The organism is Butyricicoccus faecihominis, assembly GCF_024462775.1.
GTDB lineage: Bacteria > Bacillota > Clostridia > Oscillospirales > Butyricicoccaceae > Agathobaculum > Agathobaculum faecihominis_A.
Window position 1 is genome coordinate 20,527 of the sequence record NZ_JANGCE010000018.1, and the last position, 21,327, is coordinate 41,853.

The 21,327-nt window shown below is 58.1% G+C and carries 17 protein-coding genes; 6 read left to right on the forward strand and 11 right to left on the reverse strand.

What is annotated here, in order from left to right; all coding sequences use genetic code 11:
• Positions 1-214: 214 nt before the first annotated feature.
• The 4 genes from NE562_RS10345 to NE562_RS10360 form a co-directional block, all read right to left on the reverse strand.
• Positions 215-469 (reverse strand): hypothetical protein, encoded by a 255-nt coding sequence (locus NE562_RS10345; protein ID WP_280962342.1) that lies wholly within the window; start codon positions 467-469, stop codon positions 215-217.
• Entirely contained in the window at positions 459-2,432 is a 1,974-nt protein-coding gene (locus NE562_RS10350) for a sensor domain-containing diguanylate cyclase (RefSeq protein WP_280962343.1), read from the reverse strand. The genes NE562_RS10345 and NE562_RS10350 overlap by 11 nt, the downstream gene beginning before the upstream one ends.
• Before the next feature lie 457 nt (positions 2,433-2,889).
• Entirely contained in the window at positions 2,890-3,216 is a 327-nt protein-coding gene (locus NE562_RS10355) for a branched-chain amino acid transporter permease (RefSeq protein ID WP_280962382.1), read from the reverse strand.
• Positions 3,216-3,926: an AzlC family ABC transporter permease gene (locus NE562_RS10360; protein ID WP_280962344.1), complete on the reverse strand. Its 711-nt coding sequence runs from the start codon at positions 3,924-3,926 to the stop codon at positions 3,216-3,218. The genes NE562_RS10355 and NE562_RS10360 overlap by 1 nt, the downstream gene beginning before the upstream one ends.
• Before the next feature lie 96 nt (positions 3,927-4,022).
• Between NE562_RS10360 and NE562_RS10365 the strand changes: the two genes are divergently transcribed.
• From NE562_RS10365 to NE562_RS10375, 3 genes are all read left to right on the forward strand, one after another.
• Complete coding sequence (locus NE562_RS10365) at positions 4,023-5,417, forward strand: PLP-dependent aminotransferase family protein (protein WP_280962345.1); 1,395 nt, start codon at positions 4,023-4,025, stop codon at positions 5,415-5,417.
• 45 nt (positions 5,418-5,462) lie between these two features.
• Positions 5,463-5,858 (forward strand): MerR family transcriptional regulator, encoded by a 396-nt coding sequence (locus NE562_RS10370; RefSeq protein WP_280962346.1) that lies wholly within the window; start codon positions 5,463-5,465, stop codon positions 5,856-5,858.
• 90 nt (positions 5,859-5,948) lie between these two features.
• Positions 5,949-6,602: an HAD family hydrolase gene (locus NE562_RS10375; RefSeq protein WP_280962347.1), complete on the forward strand. Its 654-nt coding sequence runs from the start codon at positions 5,949-5,951 to the stop codon at positions 6,600-6,602.
• Between the two features lie 66 nt (positions 6,603-6,668).
• Here the strand turns inward: NE562_RS10375 and NE562_RS10380 are convergent, their stop codons facing one another.
• From NE562_RS10380 to NE562_RS10395, 4 genes are read right to left on the reverse strand one after another with little or no spacing between them, the layout of a single operon-like run.
• Positions 6,669-7,895 (reverse strand): TolC family protein, encoded by a 1,227-nt coding sequence (locus NE562_RS10380; protein ID WP_280962348.1) that lies wholly within the window; start codon positions 7,893-7,895, stop codon positions 6,669-6,671.
• A gap of 23 nt (positions 7,896-7,918) precedes the next feature.
• Positions 7,919-9,139: a TolC family protein gene (locus NE562_RS17825; protein ID WP_280962349.1), complete on the reverse strand. Its 1,221-nt coding sequence runs from the start codon at positions 9,137-9,139 to the stop codon at positions 7,919-7,921.
• A complete protein-coding gene (locus tag NE562_RS10390) occupies positions 9,136-12,333 on the reverse strand; it encodes an efflux RND transporter permease subunit (protein WP_280962350.1) in 3,198 nt (1,065 codons plus the stop codon). The genes NE562_RS17825 and NE562_RS10390 overlap by 4 nt, the downstream gene beginning before the upstream one ends.
• Positions 12,330-13,631, reverse strand: a complete 1,302-nt coding sequence (locus tag NE562_RS10395) for an efflux RND transporter periplasmic adaptor subunit (protein WP_280962351.1) — start codon at positions 13,629-13,631, stop codon at positions 12,330-12,332. The genes NE562_RS10390 and NE562_RS10395 overlap by 4 nt, the downstream gene beginning before the upstream one ends.
• A gap of 265 nt (positions 13,632-13,896) precedes the next feature.
• Here NE562_RS10395 and NE562_RS10400 point away from each other — a divergent pair, with 265 nt between their 5' ends.
• Genes NE562_RS10400 through NE562_RS10410 form a run of 3 tightly spaced genes read left to right on the forward strand, consistent with a single transcriptional unit; the run spans position 13,897 to position 16,477 of the window.
• Complete coding sequence (locus NE562_RS10400) at positions 13,897-14,550, forward strand: GTP pyrophosphokinase (RefSeq protein ID WP_280962352.1); 654 nt, start codon at positions 13,897-13,899, stop codon at positions 14,548-14,550.
• A gap of 2 nt (positions 14,551-14,552) precedes the next feature.
• Complete coding sequence (locus NE562_RS10405; RefSeq protein ID WP_280962353.1) at positions 14,553-15,227, forward strand: response regulator transcription factor; 675 nt, start codon at positions 14,553-14,555, stop codon at positions 15,225-15,227.
• Positions 15,224-16,477 carry a sensor histidine kinase gene (locus NE562_RS10410; protein WP_280962354.1) on the forward strand — a complete coding sequence of 418 codons (1,254 nt, stop codon included), beginning with the start codon at positions 15,224-15,226 and terminating at the stop codon, positions 16,475-16,477. Before NE562_RS10405 ends, NE562_RS10410 begins: the two co-directional genes overlap by 4 nt.
• A gap of 42 nt (positions 16,478-16,519) precedes the next feature.
• Here the strand turns inward: NE562_RS10410 and NE562_RS10415 are convergent, their stop codons facing one another.
• The 3 genes from NE562_RS10415 to NE562_RS10425 are packed head-to-tail and all read right to left on the reverse strand — an operon-like array spanning position 16,520 to position 21,324.
• Entirely contained in the window at positions 16,520-18,010 is a 1,491-nt protein-coding gene (locus NE562_RS10415) for an aldehyde dehydrogenase family protein (RefSeq protein WP_280962355.1), read from the reverse strand.
• A 17-nt stretch (positions 18,011-18,027) separates the two neighbouring features.
• Positions 18,028-18,948 (reverse strand): glycyl-radical enzyme activating protein, encoded by a 921-nt coding sequence (locus NE562_RS10420; protein ID WP_280962356.1) that lies wholly within the window; start codon positions 18,946-18,948, stop codon positions 18,028-18,030.
• Between the two features lie 15 nt (positions 18,949-18,963).
• Positions 18,964-21,324 carry a pyruvate formate lyase family protein gene (locus NE562_RS10425; RefSeq protein ID WP_280962357.1) on the reverse strand — a complete coding sequence of 787 codons (2,361 nt, stop codon included), beginning with the start codon at positions 21,322-21,324 and terminating at the stop codon, positions 18,964-18,966.
• Positions 21,325-21,327 lie beyond the last annotated feature (3 nt).

A 21,327-nucleotide genomic window follows, 5' to 3' on the forward strand; every position in this document is an offset into this window, starting at 1 on the left:
TTCGGAGCTTTCAGACTGTCAAAAAACTATTTTGACAGTCTGTCGATCGAAACAAAGCCCCATTTCGATCGAGTATTCCGGCTTCTGCGCGCGCCTTACAGGCACACTTGAAGTCGGTTTGTATAAAATCCGAGATACATGCTCCCGGATTTTATGGATTTTGCTCTTGCAGCAAAATCCTATTTTATGCGCGCTGCGGCGCGTGGAGGTTCTTTTACACGCAGCGGGGACCGGCGGCCTCGATCAGGCGGCGCTTTGCGCCGGCCGGATCGGTAAAACAGGGGTTCTTTTCTCCGCACAGGTACTGGACCGCTTCCGTCCACTCGGCAAGCGGGTAGCGTTCAGGCGGCGTTTCTTTTACCGCGGAGCGGAAGGCTTCGCTGCCCACGATCTCAGGCAGGTTGGAGAGATACGGGCAGTTTGTTTTTTCCGTGAGCCAGTCGAGTAACGAGGGTGTATCAGCTGCCATCCTTGTCGGTCCTTTCGTCATGGTCTGCGGTCGGGGGAGCTATGGTGAAGCCGTCCCGGCCGCGTTTCTTGGTTTGGTACAGCGCGTGCTCCGCGCGTTTATACAGATCGTCGAAACCGGCGGTATCGGCGTTTGCAAGCGCCACGCCGATGCTGGCCGAGACCGCCCACGCGCGGTCCTCCTCGCCGTAGAGAAAACGCAGCGCGCCGCTTAAGGCATTTGCTTTTTCCGTGGCCCACTCGGCGCCGTGACCGGCCGGAATGGGAACGAGCGCGGCGAATTCGTCGCCGCCAAGGCGGCCTAAAATATTATCCTGCTGGAACTGGCCCTGCATGGTATGGGCAAAGGCGCGTATGACCGAATCGCCATAATCGTGGCCGAATTTATCGTTGGCCTGTTTGAAGTTGTCAATGTCGCACAGGAAAAACGCGTATATCGCAGCGCTCTTTTCGCTCAGCAGCTGCTCGCCGAGCCGCTGGATCGCGGACCGGGTCAGCAGGCCGGTGGTCTCGTCCGCTTGCGCCAGCTCGCGCAGGCGGCGCTCCTGCCGTTTTTCCGCGTCGATGTTCTGGCGGTAGGTCAGCATATGGATCGCGCCGTCGCTTTCGCAGCGCACGATGCGCGCGGTGATGCGCATCCAATAGTAATCCTGTCCGCCGCTCGAGATCATTAAATCATACCGCAGGGTATCCTGCCCGCTGGCGTAAGCGCGCAGTACGTTTTCCGGGGAAAACGTGGCGATGTAGCCCTGACGGAACTCTTCCTTTACCTGCTTTGCCGCGATGATATGCAGCGCGCTGTCGAACGGTGTGCCGGCAGGCGCGCCCAGACTGGTAAAATAGGCTTCCGTCGCGCTGTTGGCGGGGCGGTTGTGCGTGATGTCGAGCTCGTAAATATTTTCATACAGCTCTTCGGTGGCTTTTTCAAACAGCGCGTATTTTTCATAGGCGAACGTGCGGGCCAGCGTTACGATCTGGCGGTTAAAATTGCGCACCGTGTAGGAAACAATAAATAGAATGACTACAATAATTGCGAGGATGATGAGCACGGTCTGCGCCATGTGCAGGTTCAGCTCCTGCATCAGCGCGCCCGTGTCGCGTTCGACCACCAGATGCCAATCGGGATCGGGCAGATAGCGAACGATGACATAGTTGCTTTGGGGCGCGCCCGTCTCGTCCGGCACCCAAAAGCTGCGGGCGGAGCCGGTCTCGTTCCAGTCGAGGATGCGCCGCTGCACCTCTTCGCTGTAGCGGTCTATTTCAAACAGGCTCAGCGCGTCGTGGCCGGAATGGTCGTCCGATACCTGAATGGTGCCGTTGCCGTCGATCAGGTAAGCGTTTACCCCGAACTCGTCTTTGTAATCGCTCAGCATGGTTTGCAGGCCGTCTATGCGCAGCCCCACGCCGATCAGGCCCTGTATCTCGCCCTCGTCGTCCAAGATCTTGCAGTTTACAAAGATCGTCAGCTGCTGCCCGGCGCCCGCGACCTCATCGTTGTCCACATTTAAGGCGAATTCGCGTGGATCGTCTAGCAGGTTGTAGCACCAGCTGTTTTCCGGGTCGTCCGGCGCGAGGTAGCGGTCGAAGCCGTTGAAATGATAGTACCGTCCGGTCGCCGTGGAAACGAGAAAGACCGAATCGTAGCCGTATTTCAAGCGGTAAGCGTTTAAATACTGCTTGAGCGGTTCCAGAAAGGCCTCGTCATCGGGGCCTTCTCGCTCTTTGGAAAGCAATGTTTTGAGCAGGCTGTCGTTGGCCATGGTCATCGATATATTGACCGGCTTTGTGAAAATAGAATTGATTTGGGTGTAGATACCCTCCGAGGTCAGGGTGGAAACCTGCTCGATATTTTCAATGGCGGCGCTGTAATTGGCCCGGTAGCTGAGAAGCGCGGTCAGCAGGAAGCCGATCAGGAGTATTGCGCAGATCAATAGATTGGTCCGCAACAAAATGCGGTTTTTCAAGCTGCGACCCTCCTTGCTGTGCCGCTCGTGAAAAGGCCATGGACACAGTCAATTTATTCTATATCATTATAGCAACCAGAGGGAGCGCTTGTAAACAGATTTCTTCATGCCGTGACGAAGACGCACAGCAAAGGCATTTGTTTGAACATTAAATAAGCCAGCCGAAGCGGTCGCTTCGGCTGGCTTAGCGTGTCAAAGAACCCCTCGCGCCGCAGCGCGCAATAAAATTGAAAATTGAAGCTTAGCTTCAATTTGACCAAAAACCGGGAGCATGTATCTCGGTTTTTGAACAAACCGGCGGCGAAGTGTGCCCAAAGGGCGCGCGCCAGAGCCGGAAATCTCGATCGAAATGGGGCTTTGTTTCGATCGACAGACTGTCAAAACTTGTTTTTTGACAGTCTGAGCCAGCCGAAGCGGTCGCTTCGGCTGGCTTTGAAGAAATTATGGCAATAACGGACTAAAACACATACTGCACCAGCAGCATATAAAAGATGGTGCCGCCCGCGATGGAGATGAGCATTTGCCGTTTCCATAAGTGCAGCGCTACGACAAGCGCGATGGCAAGCAGCTCGGGCAGTCCGTGGCTGCCGGTAAACAGACTGATGTTTTTCAGGCAATAAACGACCAGCATGCCGAAAACGGCGGCGGGCAGCGCGCGGCCTAGATACTGGATATAGCGAGGCGTCGGCTTTTGCGGGGAAAAGACCAAGAAGGGCAGAAACCGCGTCGCCATCGTGCCGAGCACACACATGGCGATGGTGATCATCTGCTGTGGCAACGACATCATGCGGGCTCACCTGCTTTCTCAAGAGGACGGCGCAGCACGGTCAGCACGAGCAGGATACAGAGCATGGTCGGGATCAAAAATGAATCCGCGCCAAAGCCCAGCCTGCACAAAATGGATGCGCCAATGCCGAGCAGCGCCGAGTAAGGACGTTTTTCCTTGAAACACTGCTCCAAAAAAATAACGACGAACATGGCGGTCATGGCAAATTCCAGCCCCTCGGTGTTGATGCTAATCATCGAGCCGAGCACGCCGCCCAGCGTCGCGCCGAATACCCAGTAAATTTGGTTGAGCAGGGTGACGAAAAACATGAACCAGCCCCGGTCGACCGTTTCCGGGATATCGGCCGTATAATTGATGGAAAAGCTTTCGTCGCACATGCCGAAGATCAAATAAGGCTTTTTCCAGCCGGTGCCCTTGAACTTGTCCAGCATGGAGATGCCGTAAAACAGGTGGCGCGCTTGGATCATCAGCGTCATGATTAGGGTCTGCATGGGCGCAAACGTGCCGAGCAGCATTGTCACGGCCACAAATTCCAGCGAACCGCCGAAAATGGTCAGGCTCATCAGCATGGGATACCAAAAGGAAAAGCCGGATATGTTCATATAAATACCGTAGGTAAGTCCCAAAAACCAAAAGCCCGCAAAGATCGGTATCGTATAGGGAAATGCGGTTTTGAGTGCGTTTTTAACTAAATTCGAGCGTGACAATGTTAAAACCTCCTTTTACTGATTAAAGTGTAACATTGCAATCCATACAATGCAATGCTATAATTGTATGGATTACAATTTCGTATGGAGGCGCCTATGCCATTCAATTCGTTTGCGGATTACCCCATGTCTTGGAAGCCCAACCGGGCCGGGCTCAAGCGCCCGATCTACCTGTCGCTCGCGCAGCGGCTGGAAACGGATATCGGCGCGGGCCTGCTGGCGCCCGGCGTAAAGCTGCCGCCCCAGCGGGAGCTGGCGGATTTTCTGGATATTAATTTTACAACGGTCACCCGCGCTTATAAGCTGTGCGAACTCAAGGGGCTGGTGGTCGCCGAAACGGGGCGCGGCACGTTTGTATCGCCCCGCGCGGCGCGGCCGATCACCATATCGGCCGATCATATGGTGCGCGAATGCATCGATCTGGCCTTTGGGGCTTCCTTTGAACAGTGCAACAGTATGATTGCGGACGCCATGCGCCGCGTAATGGCAAAACCGTATTTCGACCGCCTGCTCGATTATACCGACCCCTCCGGCATGCCGCACCACAAGCAGGCGGCGCTGAACTGGATGCGCGGCATGGGGCTGGAAGCGCGGCCCGAACAGACGGCGATCGTATCGGGCGCGCAGAACGGGCTTGTCATTGCGCTGATGGCGCTTTTCCAGCCGGGCGACCGCATCGCGGTGGATACGTATACCTTTTCCAACCTGATCGAGTTTGCGAGATTGCATCATCTGCACTTAGTACCCGTGCGCGGCGACCGTCAGGGTATGCTGCCGGAGGAGCTGGAAGCGCAGTGCAAGCTCAACGAGGTGCGCGGCGTTTTCCTCATGCCGTCCTGCTCGAATCCCACCACGGTTGTCCTGCCGGAAGAGCGCAAGCGGATGCTGATCCGGGTCATCCGGCAATACGGCCTGCTTTTGGTGGAGGATGATACCCACGCGTTTTTGACCGCGGGCGTGGTGCCGGATTACGAGGGACCCATGTACCGGCTGCTGCCGGAGCAAACGGTTTATATTTGCAGTACCTCGAAGGCGATCTGCTCGGGCCTGCGGGTGGCGTATCTGGTGTTTGGGGAAGCGCTTCGCGAGCGGATTTTACATACCATTTATAATGTGAACGTCAAGACCTCCTCGCTCAACGCGGAGATCGTCACCGAGCTGCTGCTCACCGGCCGCGCGGGCGAGATCATGGCGGAAAAGAAACGGCTGGCCGAACAGGCGAACGCGTTGTTTAACGCCTGCTTTCCGGCCGAAGCGCAAAACGGGCATCCGCTCGCGTTCCTCCGCTGGCTGCCGGTATCCTCCGCGCTGCCCGGCGAACAGCTGGAAAAGCAGCTTGAAACGCGCGGCATCCGGGTCTTTCATTCCGACCGGTTCTTGAGCGGTCCGGTGCAGCCTCAAAAATATTTGCGTATCGCGCTGTCCACCGCGGATTCGATGGAGCGGCTGCGGGCGGGGCTGTATATTTTGCGCGAAGCCCTCTTGACTTAGAGTGCACTCTAGGGTTTATACTGTCACTATCAGGAGGTAAATGCCATGACGATTGCAGAAGTGAGTAAAAAATACGATATCTCGGCGGACACGCTGCGGTACTATGAGCGTATCGGGCTGATCCCGCCCGTGCCCCGCACCAAAAGCGGTATCCGGGATTATGACGAGACGTCCTGCGGCTGGGTTGAGCTGATGAAATGCATGCGCGCCGCCGGTGTGCAGATCGAAGCGCTGATCGAATATGTCGCCTTGTTCCAGCAGGGGGATCAGACCATCGATGCGCGCAAGTGCATCCTGATCGAGCAGCGCGACCAGCTGATCGCCCGCATGGCGGACATGCAACAGTCACTTGACCGGCTGAATTTCAAGATCGACCGCTACGAGCAGGGGCTGATGACCAAGGAACAGCTGCTTCGGCGCGCGCAGGCGGAAAAGGAATAAGCACAAAATATCCGTTGCTTTTCCGTAACCCGACCGTTTATAATAAACAGAGCTGGAATAGAATTAAACGATAGGGACGATGAAAGAGCAATGAAAAAAGCGGCTATTTTTGATATGGACGGCGTACTATTCGATACCGAGCGACTGTACCGGGAAAGCTGGGTGGAGACCGCGGCGCAGTTTGGGCAAGCGTTTCTGCCGGCCTTTCCGGCCGCGGTATGCGGTACGAGCGGGGCCAAGCTGCAAGCTGTGGTGCGCGAGTATTATCCGGCGGTCGACGCGGCGGCGTTCGTCGAGTGCTGCATGGAGCGCGTTCGCAAGGTGCTGCGGGAGCAGCCGGTGCCGGAAAAGCCCGGCTTGCATGAGATCCTGACGTTTTTTCGCGGCAATGGCGTTAAGATTGCGGTTGCCAGCAGCAGCGAACCCTCCATGATCGAAAGCAATTTGCGCCGCACGGGTGTGATCGATCACTTTGACGCGATCGTCAGCGGCGTGCAAATGCCGCGCAGCAAGCCCGCGCCCGATATTTTTTTGGAAGCCGCCCGCCGGTTGGGGTGCGCCCCCGCGGACTGCTATGTGTTCGAGGACGGGCTGAGCGGCCTGCGCGCGGGTCTGGCCGCCGGCTGCGTCACGGTCATGATCCCCGATCTGACGCCGCCGACCGATGAATTGCGCGCCGCCTGCGCGGCGATCTGCGATAGCCTGCATGCCGTGATCGACGCGATCCGCGTGGGAACGATCTGACCGCACCGGATAAACGGTCCACATAAGCACAAAAAAGAGAAGGGCGCGCCCTTCTCTTTTTTGTGCTTATGTGGAGGACATCACGCCTCTTGTGGCCCATTGGTAGGTGTTATACGCGGTGAGCAGATCGATCTTTGCATTGTCGATCGTTTCCTGCGCCTCCGTGAACTCGTCCTGTGCGTCGTCAAACTCGTTTTTGGAGATCATGCCGCAGGTATACTTGGTTTGCTGTATGTTAAACTGCTTTTGGGCCTGCGTCCAATCGGCCTGCGCCGCCGTCAGCAGGGACTGCGCTTCCTCCAGCGATTTATACAGCTTGCGAAACGAGGCGGTCACGCTTTCTTTTTCCGCGTCCAACTCGATCTGAGCGGCCTTGAAGGTGTACAGGTTGTCGGTCACGTTGTTTTCGTAGTCGTCCGAAGCCTGACGGACAGCATCCTCCTTTTCAAAGATCGAATAGCTGTTTTTCAGCGCTTCCGTAAGATCGCTGTCATAGTCGATGGCGGCAAGCTGTTCCTCGGTCACTTCGGGCAGCGCGTCGGTCGTAAACGCGGTGCCCACGGAATAGCCGCACTGCATGGCCAGCGTGTTTTTCAGGTTTTCATACTGGGTCTCAATGGTATTCAGATCGGCTTTCAAGCTCTCCCGTTCGCTTTGCTGTTTTTGCAAATCGTTTTGGCTTGCCATGCCGCGCGACACGCGGGTCTCGGTCACCGCGATATCACGATCGAGCTGGGCGATGCTACGCTCCTTTTGGCTGCGGGAGTAGGCAAGAGATTGCAGAGAAATATAGGTGCTTTCCGCGCTCATGCAGATCTGATCGGCCAAGTTTTCGGTTTGCCGTTTGGTGCTGTTGATGGAGCTTTGGTGGCTGTCCTCATCATCGTCCTCCTGATCCTCTAGATCGTCGTAGGAGGCGATCGCCGCGTTCAGGCTGCTCTGTAAAGAAGCCCGCTGCGATTGGAGTGTTTTTCGCAGCGCGGTCTCGTCCGCGTCAAGCTCGTTGATCGTCTGGTCCAGTTCTTTGATCTGGCGCTGGTATTCGCTGATCTCGTCCTCCACGTTGGCGTAGCTGATGATATAGCTGTCTCCGGGGTCGGTCGCTTCGACGCTTTTGAGGCTGTTGCCATACGCCTTAATCGATACGTTGTTTTCGCGAACCGTCTGTTCGAGCGACGCGAACGATAGGGCGATGGGCTGTGCTGCGGCCTCGTCGTCCGCGGCATAGGCGGGCGCGCAGACGCTGCACAGGGTCAGCGCCGCAAGGCCGGCGGCCATATAGCGTTTCATCATGTTTTCTCCTTTCATCGAACCATTTAGATACTGCCGCTAGACAGGCCCTTCTTGGCCCATCCGTATTGGTTGTAGGCGGTTATCAGACTGAGCTGTGCCGTTTCCACGTCCGCTTTGGCGCTGTCCAGCGTGTCCTGCGCGTCCAAATAGTTCTGCTTAGAAGCCATGCCGCGTTGGTATTTGGTTTCGCTCACGGCAAACTCCCGTTCCGCCTGTGTCAGAGCGGTCTGCGCGGCCTGTACGGCGCTCTGGCTATCCTGCACCGAGCGGTAGGTGGTGGCAAACGCGCTTTGTACGGATTCCTTTTCCGCCGCGAGCGCGTCCTTCGCGGAAGCGACCGCCTCGGCGGTGCCTGAGATGTTTTCATCGTAGGCATTTTGCGCGGCGCGCAGGTCGCACTGCTTCTGCCAAATAGAGAAACTGTTTTGCAGCGCTTCGCTTAGATCGTCCTCATAACGCATTTTGCCAAGTTCGGCGCTGCCGGGTTCCGCAAGGGCCGATGGCATCACAAGCGTTGCCGCGTCGTAACCGCACATGAGCGCAAGGCTGCTCGCCAGATCCTCGCATTGGTTCCGCAGGGTGGTGAGCGACAGGGCAAGGCTTTCCCGCTGGTGCTGTGCCGTATGGAGATCAAAAGCGCTCACCATGCCGCGCGCATACTTGGTTTCCAATACGCTGATCCGCCGGTCGAGCGCGGCGATCTGCCGCTCAAGGGCTTCTTCCGAGTATTGCAGGGTTTTGATTGAGATAAGCAGGTCTTGCGCGCCCATGGCAAGCTGATCGGCCACGTTGACCGCCTGTTTTTGGATATCGTAGACCGCGTCGTCGATCTGCGCGGTGGTGGATTCCTTCTCGGTGGGCAGGCCGTTCAGGCTTTGCTGCAAGCGGTCCAAATTACCTTGCAGCACCTTCTTTTGCGCTTCATAGGTTTTGTACAGTGCGCTACTCTGATCCAGACTCTGCATCGCTGCGTCCAGACCGTCGATCAGCGACTGATAAGAGGTGATCTGCGCCTCCATGCTGCCGCCCTGCGCGGTGTAGCTTGTGGCAATGCTGGACGAACTATCTGCGGCATAGGCTGTGTTTTGCAGGGAACGCACGGTCGCGTTGCCTTCGCGCACCGCGCGTTCGACGGCGGAAAGCCCCATTTGTTTGACGGTCTGCCCGTCCGCCGCGCCGGCGGCCGGGACAAAGCCCAGCGCCAGCGCGGCGCACAGCATGCCGCCGATCAGACGGCGTTTCACTTGCGACCATCCTTTCGGTTTTGAATCCTGCGGACAAATTCCGCGCCCTTCTGCTTCAGCTTTTCGAGCTGCTCTTGCGCCGCGATACCGCGCGGTGTGCGCTGCCCGTGCTTGCAGTGCTTTCCGCGGCGCGCGCTGATTCCGTCGGACAGGCTGGCCAGCAGCGAATAGTACACCGGCGTGAACAGCAGGGTAACCACGGTGGAAATGATCATGCCCGCAAACATGACGATCGCCATGGGGCGCATCATTTCCGAGCCTTCGCCCACGCCGAACACCATGGGCATCAGGCCGAGCAGGGTGGTGGTGGTGGTCATCAGCACCGGCCGCACGCGGCGCGGGCAGGCGTTTAAGATAGCGGTGTTTTTATCTTCGCCGTTCTTCCGGCGCTGCTCAATATAATCGACCAGCACGATGGCCGAGTTAACGACCGTACCGGCCAGTACGACCACGCCGACGATGGAGTACATCGAGATCGGGTTGCCGGTCAGCGGCAGGCCACTCAGCGAACCGATCAGGCTGATCGGCATGATCATCATGATCATGATAGGCAGCAGGAACGATTCGTACTGCGCGGCGAGCACGAAGTACACCAGACCGAGCGCAACCAGCAGCGAGGAGCCGAGCGAACCGAACGATTCGCCCATTTCAGCCATTTGGCCGCCGGAACCGATCGTGATGCCTTCGGGCACCGTCAGCGTCGCCAGCACCTGATTGACTTCCTGATTGAGCTTGGAGGTATTGCCGGACTGGGAATCACCCGAGATCGTGACCGTGCGGGATTGATCCTCGCGCGAAATGCTCTGGGGGATCTGCTCAATCGCCACGTCGGCCACAAGGCTGAGCGGCACCGTGCCGCCAGAGGATACGCTGATTGGGATGTTTTTGATCGAATCCAAATTGTTATAAATGCTGCTGTCGCCGCTGACGGCCACCGTGATCTCATCGCCGCTCAGGCTCAGTTCGGTCGCGGTGGAACCGGTCAGTTGGCTGTGTACCGCGCTGCCGATGTCGGTCGCCGTCAGCCCAAATTCAGCGGCCGCCAGCCGCTTGGGCCGGACGGTGACGCTCGATTCGCGTTCCGAGGCCGAGGAAACGACTTCTACCGCGTCCGGCACCTGATCGGTGATTGCCTTGACCACCTGTTCGCCGAAATCCATCAGCGCGTCGTAATCATCGCCCCGCATTTCGAGGGAGAGCGCGTCGCCTGTCATCGAGCCCATGGAACTGGTGGCCTCCATGGATATCTTGGCGCCCGCGATATTGTTCGTTGCTTCGCGCAGGGCGGTCACGACTTCGTCTGTCGTGCGGTCGCGTTCGCCCTTGTCCTTGAGCTGTATCGTGATGCTGGCCTGATCGCCGCTTGAATTCATGCCGGAGCTTCCGCCGCCGGAATAATAGATGGTATCGATCTCGGGCGCGGTGCTCATCGCGATCTCGACCACGCGGTCCGCGATCTCCTCGGTCTTTTCCAGCTCCGAGCCAAGCGGCATTTCCACCGTGATGGAAATTTGGCTTTCATCCATGTCGCTCATCAGTGTCACGCCGAAGATCATGACGTCCGCGATGATCAGCACGATGAATACGCCCATCATCGCGGTGGAGATCAGCATGGAGAGCTTCCGCCGCGTGATCAGGAATTTCAGCGTCTTGCGATAAACGCGCATCATCGGCTTATCCTCGAGCAGCTTGGTATCGCCGCCAAAGGATTGGATGCGGCGGTCGCCGCTGTCGTCCAGCACCAGATAGCAGAGCAGCGGTACCAGCAGTAACGCCACGAGGAGCGAGGACGCGATCAAGGACGCGATGGTGAGCGCAAAGTCCTTGAACATCATGCCCACCATGCCGCCGGATAGGCCGATCGGCACGAATACGGCAAGCGTCGTCATGGTCGAAGCGATGATGGACATCGACACCTCGCCCGTGCCCTTGACACAGGAATCCAAGCGGCTGTGTCCCTCCGTGCGGAAGCGGAACACGTTTTCCAGCACGACGATCGAGTTATCCACGATCATACCGACGCCAAGCGCCAAACCGCTCAGCGACATGATGTTCATGGTAATGCCCATGACCCGCATCAGAATAAAAACGGAGACGATGCAGATCGGCATGGACACCACGATCACCGCCGTCGCTTTCAGGCGCTTGAGGAAGAACAGCAGCACGATCGCGGCGAGGCCCACGCCCAAAATGATGTTTTCGATAGCGGAGTCGACCGACTGATTGATAAAGATCGAGTCGTCGCTGAGGATTTCCCAATGCAAACCCGGATAATCCGCCGTGACCGCCTCGATCGCTTGTTTGATGCGGCTGGCCACCTGCACGGTGTTGGAGCCGGACTGCTTTGTCACGGAAAGCGTGATGCCGGGCTCGCCGTTGATCTTGGCGATTTCGTCCTGATCCTGCGCGGCAAGCGCCACATCCGCGATTTCATTGAGGCGCACCGTGCCGCCCGCGGGCAAGGGAATGACGGTGTTCGCTATCTCTTCCACGGAGAGATATTCGCCGTCCGTGCGAACGTTCAGCTTTTGGCTGCCGCTCTCGATATCGCCGCCGGCGATGGTGCTGTTTTCCTTGGCCAGAATACCGGCGATGTAATCGACCGTCAGGCCGTATCCGTCCAGTCGGTCGGTAAAGGTGTTGATCTCCACCTCGTTTTCGTAGCCGCCCGCGATATCGACCGAGGCGACGCCCGCCAGCCGTTCGATGTACGGACCGATATCATCCTCGGCGGTCGATTGCAGCTCGGCTAGATCCTGCCCCAGCAGGCCGACCGTGACGACCGGCATGGAATCCGGGTCCATTTTCATGATGGACGGGCTGTCGGCGCCGTCCGGCAGCCGGGCTTCAATGCGCGAAACCTTGTCGCGCAGGTCGGTCACCGCGTCGTCCAGATCGGTATCGTCCGTAAACTGTACCATGACCATCGAATTGCCTTCGGACGAGGTCGAGGTCAGGCTGTCCAGTCCGGACACGCTGGCGCATGCGGATTCCACAATGCGCGTGACGAGGTTTTCCACCTCTTCCGGTCCCGCGCCGCTGTAGCTGGTCACTACAACGGCCATTTTGATCTCCATGCTGGGCATCAGCGCGAGCGGCAGCGCGTTGTAGCTCATATAGCCGAACAGCACGATTAGAATGGCCGCGAGCGTGGTCGCTACCTTATGCTTGATACTGAACTGCGCGAATTTCATTCCGGAACCTCCATCTCTGCGGGTTCGGCTTCGGCGGGTGCGTCTTCCGGTTCAGCGGGCTGCTCGGTCAGATCCACGCCGTCCCGTTTGACCACGCGCACCTCCGCGCCTTCGGTCAGATAGCTTTGTCCGGCTACCACCAAATCCTCGCCGCCGGTCAGCCCGTTTGTGACCTGCGTCACGCCGTCGCCCACCAGACCGCTTTCGATATCGATCCGGGTGACCGTATCGTCATACTCGACGATGAATATGTACTGCGAGGTGCTGTCGGTCTGGATCGCGTCGGTCGGGATGACCACCACGTCTTCGCGCACGTCCGTATAGATCGTGACAGTCGCAAACATGCCGTAGGCGGCGCCGGTATCCTTAGGCAAGTCAAGCAGCACGTCGTACAGGTGAGTCTGCTCGTTTACCGCGGGCGCGACCGAGGCGATCGTCGCCGTGATCGGCTGGCCGCCTAGGGCGGAAATCTCTACCGTGACCACGTCGCCGATCTCCAGCCACGGCTGGATTGTTTCGGAAACTGAAAGGGAGACCTGCGGCGTTTCATCGGTCGCGATGACGACGGCGGCGGTCTGCGTATTCGCTTTGCCGCCCTTTACGACGTTCACCTCGGTCACCGTGCCTGAGACCGTGGATTTGACCGACATATCGCCCTTGCTGTCGCGCAACTCGGCAAGCGATTTGTCGTAGGTGGCGAGTTGGTTCGCCTTTTCGGTCTGCAGCTTGGTAACGGACAGCTCGGCGGCGTAGATGGTGTCCTCCGCGCTGAGCTTTACCTCGTTATACTTGGCCTCGGCCTGTTCCAGCTCGATCTGCGAAGCCGCTTCCTGTTCAAACAGCGCCTGCGTGTTTTCCCAGCTTTGCTTGGCCTGCCGCACCTGTTCATTTTGCAGGGTGCGCGTGGTCTCGAGCTGCTGCTGCGCCTGCGAGATCTGCTGATCGTAAAGGGAAGCCGTGCGGCTGCGTTCGCCCTCGACCTGCTGGATATCGCGCTGGATGGATACCGCGTCCAGCGTGAAGAGCGTTTTGCCGATCGTCACTCGGTCGCCCACCGCTACATCGACTGTCAGCACGTCGCTTTGCTGCGGGGCGAAAAGCGAGACCGCGTTCTGCGGCACGACCTTGCCGGAAAGCTGGTTGCGGGTGGAGATACTCGAAACGCTGACCGTTTCGGTCTCCACCGGCGTGCTGGATTTTACGGTTTCGGGCATGCTGGGCCCGCAGCCCGCCAGCGTGCCGATCAGCGCCATGGATACCGCTCCCGCGAGCAAGCGTTTTGCCTGTTGTCCTATCATTTAGATAAGCTCCTTTACCATTTGATTGTGTAAACGGATTTGATGGGTATGGACGCAGGTTTCGGACGCATTGCGCGGTCCTGCTTTTCGTGGTATGATTACCCTGTAAATCCTTTGCATGTAATCGCGTCTATCAGTTTAGCCCCTCTACTTAAAACCAAGTTAAAGCCGCGGGTAAAAAAGGTGGAACGGTTTTTAAGCTTGTTTGAGGTTTGACTGCTATACTGACTATAAAAGCGCGGATACCGTCAAAGGAGGACGTTTCATGCGAAATTTATATCCCATATCAGGACCGGAGGAACAGGCGTTTTACGGCGAGGCGCTGATCCTGTTGGAAGGCGCGGCGGCGGAATTCCTGTCCTTACTGGAAATGATCTGCCGTTATCAGGTCAGCCGGGGGCGTCACGATCCGGTTTGTTCCTATGCCGCGCGCATCAAAAGCGCGGCCAGCATGCGCGCCAAGCTGGAGCGCCTCGGCTTGCCGGTGACGCTGGATCATGCGCTGCATCAGGTGTTTGACGCGGCCGGGGTGCGCGTGATCTGTCCTTTTATCGATGATATTTACACCACGGTAGCGCTGATCCGGACGATCCCGGGCATTACGATCGACCGCGAGCGGGACTATGTACGGCATGCCAAGCCCAACGGCTACCGCAGTTACCACCTGACCGTGTCGCTGCCGCCGCGCTATGTGTGCGGAGAACCGGCGGAGCAGGTCTGGCTGGAGGTGCAGCTCCGCACGATCGCCATGGATTGCTGGGCAAGCATCGAACATGAACTGAAATACAAACACGCTTTGCCGCATCAACAGCTGATCGCGGGGGAGCTCAAGCGGTGCGCGGATGAGATCACCGCCACCGATCTTTCGCTGCAAACCATCCGGGAGTTCGTTGCCGAGCTGCCGAAAAAGGAGGAGTGACCATGCGTATATTAATTGCCGATGACGAGACCGACCTGACCGACGCCTTGCAGGATATTTTGGCCCGCGAGCACTATTCGGTCGATGTGGTGGACAACGGCAACGATGCGCTCGATTATGGCCTTGCCGAAAACTACGATTGCATCGTGCTCGATATCATGATGCCGGGGCGGGACGGACTGTCCGTTTTGGCCGCCCTGCGCGAGCAGGGCGTGTCGACGCCCATTCTGCTGCTCACGGCAAAGAGCGAGATCGGCGACCGGATCCAAGGGCTGGACGCCGGGGCGGACGATTATCTGCCCAAGCCTTTCAACATAGGCGAGTTTTTGGCGCGGGTGCGCGCCATGACGCGCCGCGCGGGTTCGTTCACCCCCAATCTGCTGTCCATCGGCAATATCACGCTCGACCGTACCACCTTTGTGCTGCAATGCGGCGAAAACACCATTCGGCTGGCCAATAAAGAATTTCAAATGCTCGAACTGCTTTTGCGGCAGCAGGGGCGCTTTATTTCGACCGAGCAGTTCATGGAGCGCATCTGGGGCTATGAAAGCGAAGCCGAGCAAAACGTGGTTTGGGCGTACGTTTCGTATTTGAGAAAGAAACTGGGCGCGATCGGCGCCAATGTGTGTATCGCCGCCAGCCGGGGGCGGGGCTACCTTTTGGAGGTTGCGCCATGATCCGTTCGCTGCGCCGCCGGTTCATCTTGATCGCCGTGGTTTCGCTTATCATTACGCTGACTCTACTCTGCGCGTTCACACAGATCACGAGTTACCATACGATGAGCCGCCGGTTTGACGAGGGCATACGCGTGCTGTATGAAAACGGCGGAGAGCTCCCGGAAATAAAGGAAGAGGATATGCCTGCGATTGATGGCGCATTTCAAATGACGGTGGAGACCCCGTATGAATTGCGCTACTTTACCGTCCGGTTTGATAACGCACGGGATTCGGTGGAGATCGATACCGACCATATTGCCGCGTTCAGCAAGGAGCAGGCCGCGCAAATGGCGAAAAGTATTTACGACAAGGGAAAGAAGTCGGGCTATTTGGATTATTACCGATACGGCGTATTCGCGGAGGAAAACGGCGTAACTGTCATCGTAATGGACGGCTTTCAGGCGATCCAGCTATTTCATAAGGGGTTAACCATGTCTCTGCTGATCTCTGTTGCCTTCATGCTGGCTGTGCTGCTATTGGTAATGATACTGTCCAAACGCGCCATCCGGCCGTTTATCGAAAATATGGAACGACAGCGGCAGTTCGTCACGGACGCTTCGCACGAATTGAAAACGCCGCTTACCATCATTGCCGCAAACAACAACCTGATCGAGACTATTTTGCCGGATAACAAATGGGTGAAAAGTACGGAGAAGCAAATAAGCCGTATGAATCTTTTGATTCGCAACTTGATCGAGCTGGCGCACACTGAGGAATCGGCCGGCAGTACGGAATGGGCGGAGTTTTCGCTCAGTGATGTGGCGGCCTCGCAGGGCGAAGCCTTTGCGCCGCCTGTGGAAGCGCACGGCTGTAGGCTGGAAACGCAGGTGCAGCCCGGAATACAGTACCGCGGCGCGCAGGATAATCTGTTCCGGCTATTTTCCTTGCTGCTGGACAATGCGGTAAAATACTGCACGCCCGGCGGCACGATCAAGCTGGCGCTTTGCCGCAAGGGCCGTTTGGTGGTTTTCACGCTGTCCAACCCCTGCCGAAACCTGAAGCCCGCCGATATTCCCAAACTGTTTGACCGGTTCTATCGCGCCGACGCGTCTCGCGCGCGGGCGACCGGCGGCTACGGGATCGGCCTGTCGACCGCCAAGGCGATCGTCGAACAGCACCACGGCAAAATATCGGCAAAGTATGAAAATGGACAAATTACGTTTACCGTATCGCTGCCCGCTATAGCGAGCAAAAAAGTAACGGAAAAATAAAAAAGATAGGCAGGAGAAACAACTCCTGCCTATCTTTTTTATTTAGTCGTCTGCGAAATCGAAGAAATTATCGTACTGCTCGCCCATATACCAGATGTGGTTTTTTACCTTTAAGTATTCGAGCAGCCCTTCCACGCCGTCCTCGCGGCCGAGGCCGCTGTTGCGATTGCCGCCGAAGGGGGTCTCAATGTTGGATTTGGTGGCGCAATTCATCCAGACGGTGCCCGCGTCTACCTTTTCGGCGGCCCAGTACATCTTGCGGATGTTTTCGGTAAAGATGGCAGCGCCCAGAGCAAAGCGGGTCGCGTTGGCGAGCTCGATCGCTTCGTCCAGCGTTTGATAGCGGGTCACCGCCAGCACGGGGCCGAAAACCTCTTCCTGAAACAGCTCCATATCCGGCGTTATATTTTCTAGGATCGTCGGCGGATAATAGCTGCCCTTCTCATAGGGGGCTTGGGTCAGCGGCGCGCCGCCGCAGCGCAGCTTGCCGCCCGCCGCCACCGCGCGCTCCACAAAGCCGTGCACGGTCTGAAGGTGCTCGGGGCTGATGAGCGAGCCCATTTGCGTATCATCGTTCAGGCAGTCGCCGATGCGGATGCGCCGCACGCGGTCTACCAGCTTTTCCATAAACTCGTCGTAGATCGCGTCCGCAAGCAGCAGGCGGGAGGTGGATACGCATACCTCGCCCTGATTCATGCAGAAGCCCAGAATGACGGAGTTGAGCGCGCCGTTCATGTCGCAGTCCGGCTCAACGATGATCGGGCTTTTGCCGCCAAGCTCGAGCGAGAGAGGCTTGATGTGTTTGGCTTCGGACGAAGCCGCCATCAGCCTGCGGCCGACCGCCTCCGAGCCGGTCAGCGCGACCATGGCCACCTTGTCGCTGGCGAGCAGCTCCTCGCCGACCACGCCGCCCGGGCCGGAAACGATGTTGTACACGCCGGCCGGCACGCCGGCTTGGGTGAATACCTCGCCCAGCAACTGGCTGGTGATCGGGGTGAGTGTCGCGGCCTTGCACACGACGGTGTTACCCGCGGCGAGCGTCGCGCCGATCGAGCGGGTGAGCAGATGCAGCGGGAAATTCCACGGGGCTATGCTGCCGACCACGCCGTATGGTTCGTAGCTGGTGTAATCAAACAGGGGCTGGCCCGGCACCGGAATGACCTTGCCGTTTAGCGCCTTCATATTATCCGCGTGGAAATGAAACGCGCGCACCGCGAGCGGGATGTCGATCGAGCGGGTCTCGCGGATGGGCTTGCCGGTATCCATGGCTTCCCAGCGCGCGAACTCCTCCATGCGCGCTTCCAGCAGATCGGCGACACGGTGCAGATATTGGGCGCGGGTCTCTGTGTCGAGCGCGGCCCACTGGGGGAAAGCCGCCTTAGCCGCGTCGATCGCCTTTCTGGTATCGGCGTCGGACGCGTAGGCAAGCTCGGCGATCGCCTCGCCCGTGCAGGGATTCTTGGAAACAAAGGTTTTTCCGCCTTCCGCGTCGACCCACTCGTTTCCTATAAACAACTGAAATTTCTTCATCATGAAGCCTCCATTTTTCCTCAGTTTTTTGCAGCGTCCCAGCCGCCGATGTTGACGTCGAACCCGTAATTCTGCGCGAGTACCGCGTGCTCCTGCGCGTAGTCCACGCTGCATTCCGGCACGCCGGCCATGTCGTAGCCGACATCCGACAGAACGTACTTGGATGCGCCGACCTGATGGAACGGCAGCAGGTGCAGCTTTCTAAGGCCCTGCATTCGCAGAAGGTATTGCAGCATCCGCTCAAATTCATCCCCGTCGTTGACGCCGGGGATGAGCGGCACGCGGATGATGATCTGTTTGCCCATCTCATGCAATAGCGAGAGGTTCTCTTTGATCTGCTCGTTGCTTTGCCCGGTCCACTTGCGGTGTACTTCGTCCGATAACGCTTTGAAATCGTATAAAAACAGGTCGGTGTGCCGGGCGATACGCAGCATCGCCCGCGAAGAGCAAAACCCGCAGGTTTCGAGCGCGGTGTGGATACCGGCTTCTTGCAGGCGGCGGAACAGCTCGGTGGCAAACGCTTCGTGCAGCGTCGGTTCGCCGCCGCTCAGGGTTACGCCGCCGCCGCTGTCGCGGTAAAAGACTTGATCCCGCATGACCGCCTGATAGGTTTCGTCCACCGACATGCGGCGGCCGCACAGCGTCTTTGCGTCAATATAACAGTGCTCGGCGCAAACGCCGCAGCCCGTGCAAGCCTCGCGGTCGAAGCGCAGGCCGTCCGCCGTGAGCGTGCAGCAGCCGTGCGGGCAATAGGGCAGACACCGACCGCAACGGGCGCACTTTTCCGTGTCGAACAGCACGATCGGCTTTGTCGCGAGATTTTCCGGGTTTTGGCACCACTTGCATCGAAGCGGGCAGCCCATGAGGAATACCACGGTGCGCAGGCCCGGGCCGTCGTGCACGCAGCACTTTTGAATATTGGATACCAGCGCGGTCGTCATGTTTTCAACCCCTTGTTACTTGATGACAGCGCCCTTGGCAAAGCGCTGGATGATATTTTGCTGCTGCATGGCGCTCATTGCGATAAAATAAGCCGACAGGCCGCCCATGCGGACTTTCAGGTCCTTGTGCTTTTCCGGATGCACGACCGCGTCCTGCAATTCCTCGATGCTGGTCGCCGTGATGGTCGCGATCTGGCCGCCCAGATCGCAGAAGGAGCGGATGATGCCCTCCATACGGGTGACGCCCACTTCGCCTAGGTACTCGTTGGCATTGAGCGAAATGTCCAGCGGGCAGCCGCAGAAGTAACGCATCAGTTCGGGGCGCGTCGCGCTTTTAATCACGGCGGTCGGGCCGTTTACGTCCACGCCCGGCGTGGGGGAGTAATTCGGCGCAAGGGCTTCGCCCGCGCCGCGTCCATCCGGGCTGGCGCTCAGGTTGCGGCCTAGTGCGGCGTAGTTTTCAAACGTGCCGATACCGGCGGGGATCTTGATCTTATCCTGTTTGGCGCGCCAAGCGACGCATGAGTTTTCAAAATCCTTCATCACGCGCGCGAGCATGTCGTCCGCGTAATCATTGTCGTTGCCGTACTTGGGCACGCGGTTCAAGGCGATCAGACGCAGCTCCTCGCAGCCCTCCCAGTTGTTTTCAATCGCTTTTTTAAAATCCGCGAGCGTCGCCACGCGGTCCTCGTAAACCAGCTTCTTGACCGCGCACAGCGAATCGACGACGTTGGAAAGTCCGGTGATCAGCAGCAGGTGGAAGGTATAGGGCAGGATGCCAGCGCCGGTCATATCGCGGCCCTTTTCGATGCAGCCCTCCATGATCGTCGACATGAGCGGATCGGGCGCGATCATTTCGCTCATGCCGAGGTTTTCCAACCGGCGGTTGACCTGCAACTCGATCTGGCTGTCCACCTGCTTGCAGTAGGCGGCGTAGAAGGTTTCAAAATCAGTCAGGCTGTCCAGCGCGCCGGTGTCCACGCCTTCGGTTTCGCCGGTCATTATGGTCACGCCGCGGGTGAACACCCATTCCAAACAACGCAGGTTCATGATGTGCGCATAGCTGAAATAGCTCTTGCCGGGAATGAGCGTTTCCCAGCAGCCGTCGTTCGTATAGTCGCGCGCCTCCTCGAGCGGAATGCCGATATCGACAAAACCGGGGATGATTGCGTCGTCGTTATAAATGGCGGGCTCGCCCTCGCAGTGGCGCAGGCAAAGCGCCAATTCGCGCCACAGCCGGTCGGGCGCTTTGCTTGATACGCGCACCGACAGCGTCGGCATGAGCAGCTGCATTTCAAAGCGCAGACGGAGCAGCTTAAACGTGATCTCGTTGGTGCCGTCCTCGCCGTCCGGACGCACGCCGCCGATGATCATGTTCATCAGCCAGTCGTTGCCGGACTGACCGAAGTTGAAGTTCGCGTCACTGTCGATGCTCTCATTCTCCTGATATTGCAGCGCGCGGATGTCGTAGCCGCCGGATTCGTGGCCGCCCGATTCCTCGGTGCCGGTCGAGTAGGAAAGCGGCACGCCTTGCGAGAACAGGCCGAAGTCGTAATGATTTTCCCAGTTTTTCGTATCCGTGCAAATGCGCTCGTTGCACTTGGCGAGGAAGGAACCGACCAGATCGTCGGCGCGCTCGTCGTCGATCAGCCCGTTTTCCAGATCGCGCCGGTAGTACGGATACAGGTGCTGATCGACACGGCCCAGCGGCACATATTCGCCGCCGGAATTGACCATGGCGTAAGTAAACCAGTAGGCCTGCACGGCCTCGTGCAGGGTCTCGGCGGGCAAATAAGGCACCCGGCTGCACACGCGGTGTATTTCGATCAGCTCGCGGCGGCGCTTGGGGTCGGTCTCCTGCGCCGCGTCCGCGAGGGCCTGCTGGGCGTGGCGTTCGGCAAAGTGCACCACGCCTTCGATCGCGTACAGCATGGCGCGGTATTCGGCAACCGATTTTTCATCGGGCGTTTGCTTGGAACATTCAGCGAGCAGCATGCGCTGAATCTCGTCCGTAATGCCGCGGAAACCGATATGCAGCACCTTTTCCCAGTGCGGCGGATGGTGGCCCCATACGGAATTGGCGTTAAGCTTATACTGCTTCGCCTCCTCCAGCTCCTCCTCGGTCGCGTATACGGGCAGGACCGTGCCAAAGCCCACGCTGTTCATATTTGGGTTGCCGACGATCAGCTCATCCGGCCGGATATAGGCCGGCAGGTGCTCGCCCATGTGGCGGGTGGCCAAGCCCTTGCGGACGACCAGCGGTTCGTGCCTGTTTTCATCCGTTACAATGCAGGTGTCCTTGAAATACCAAGTGCCGGGATCGTGGTATTCCTGTTCAAACAGCCGCGTTCTGATTTTTTCCAGTCTGGGTGTCATATG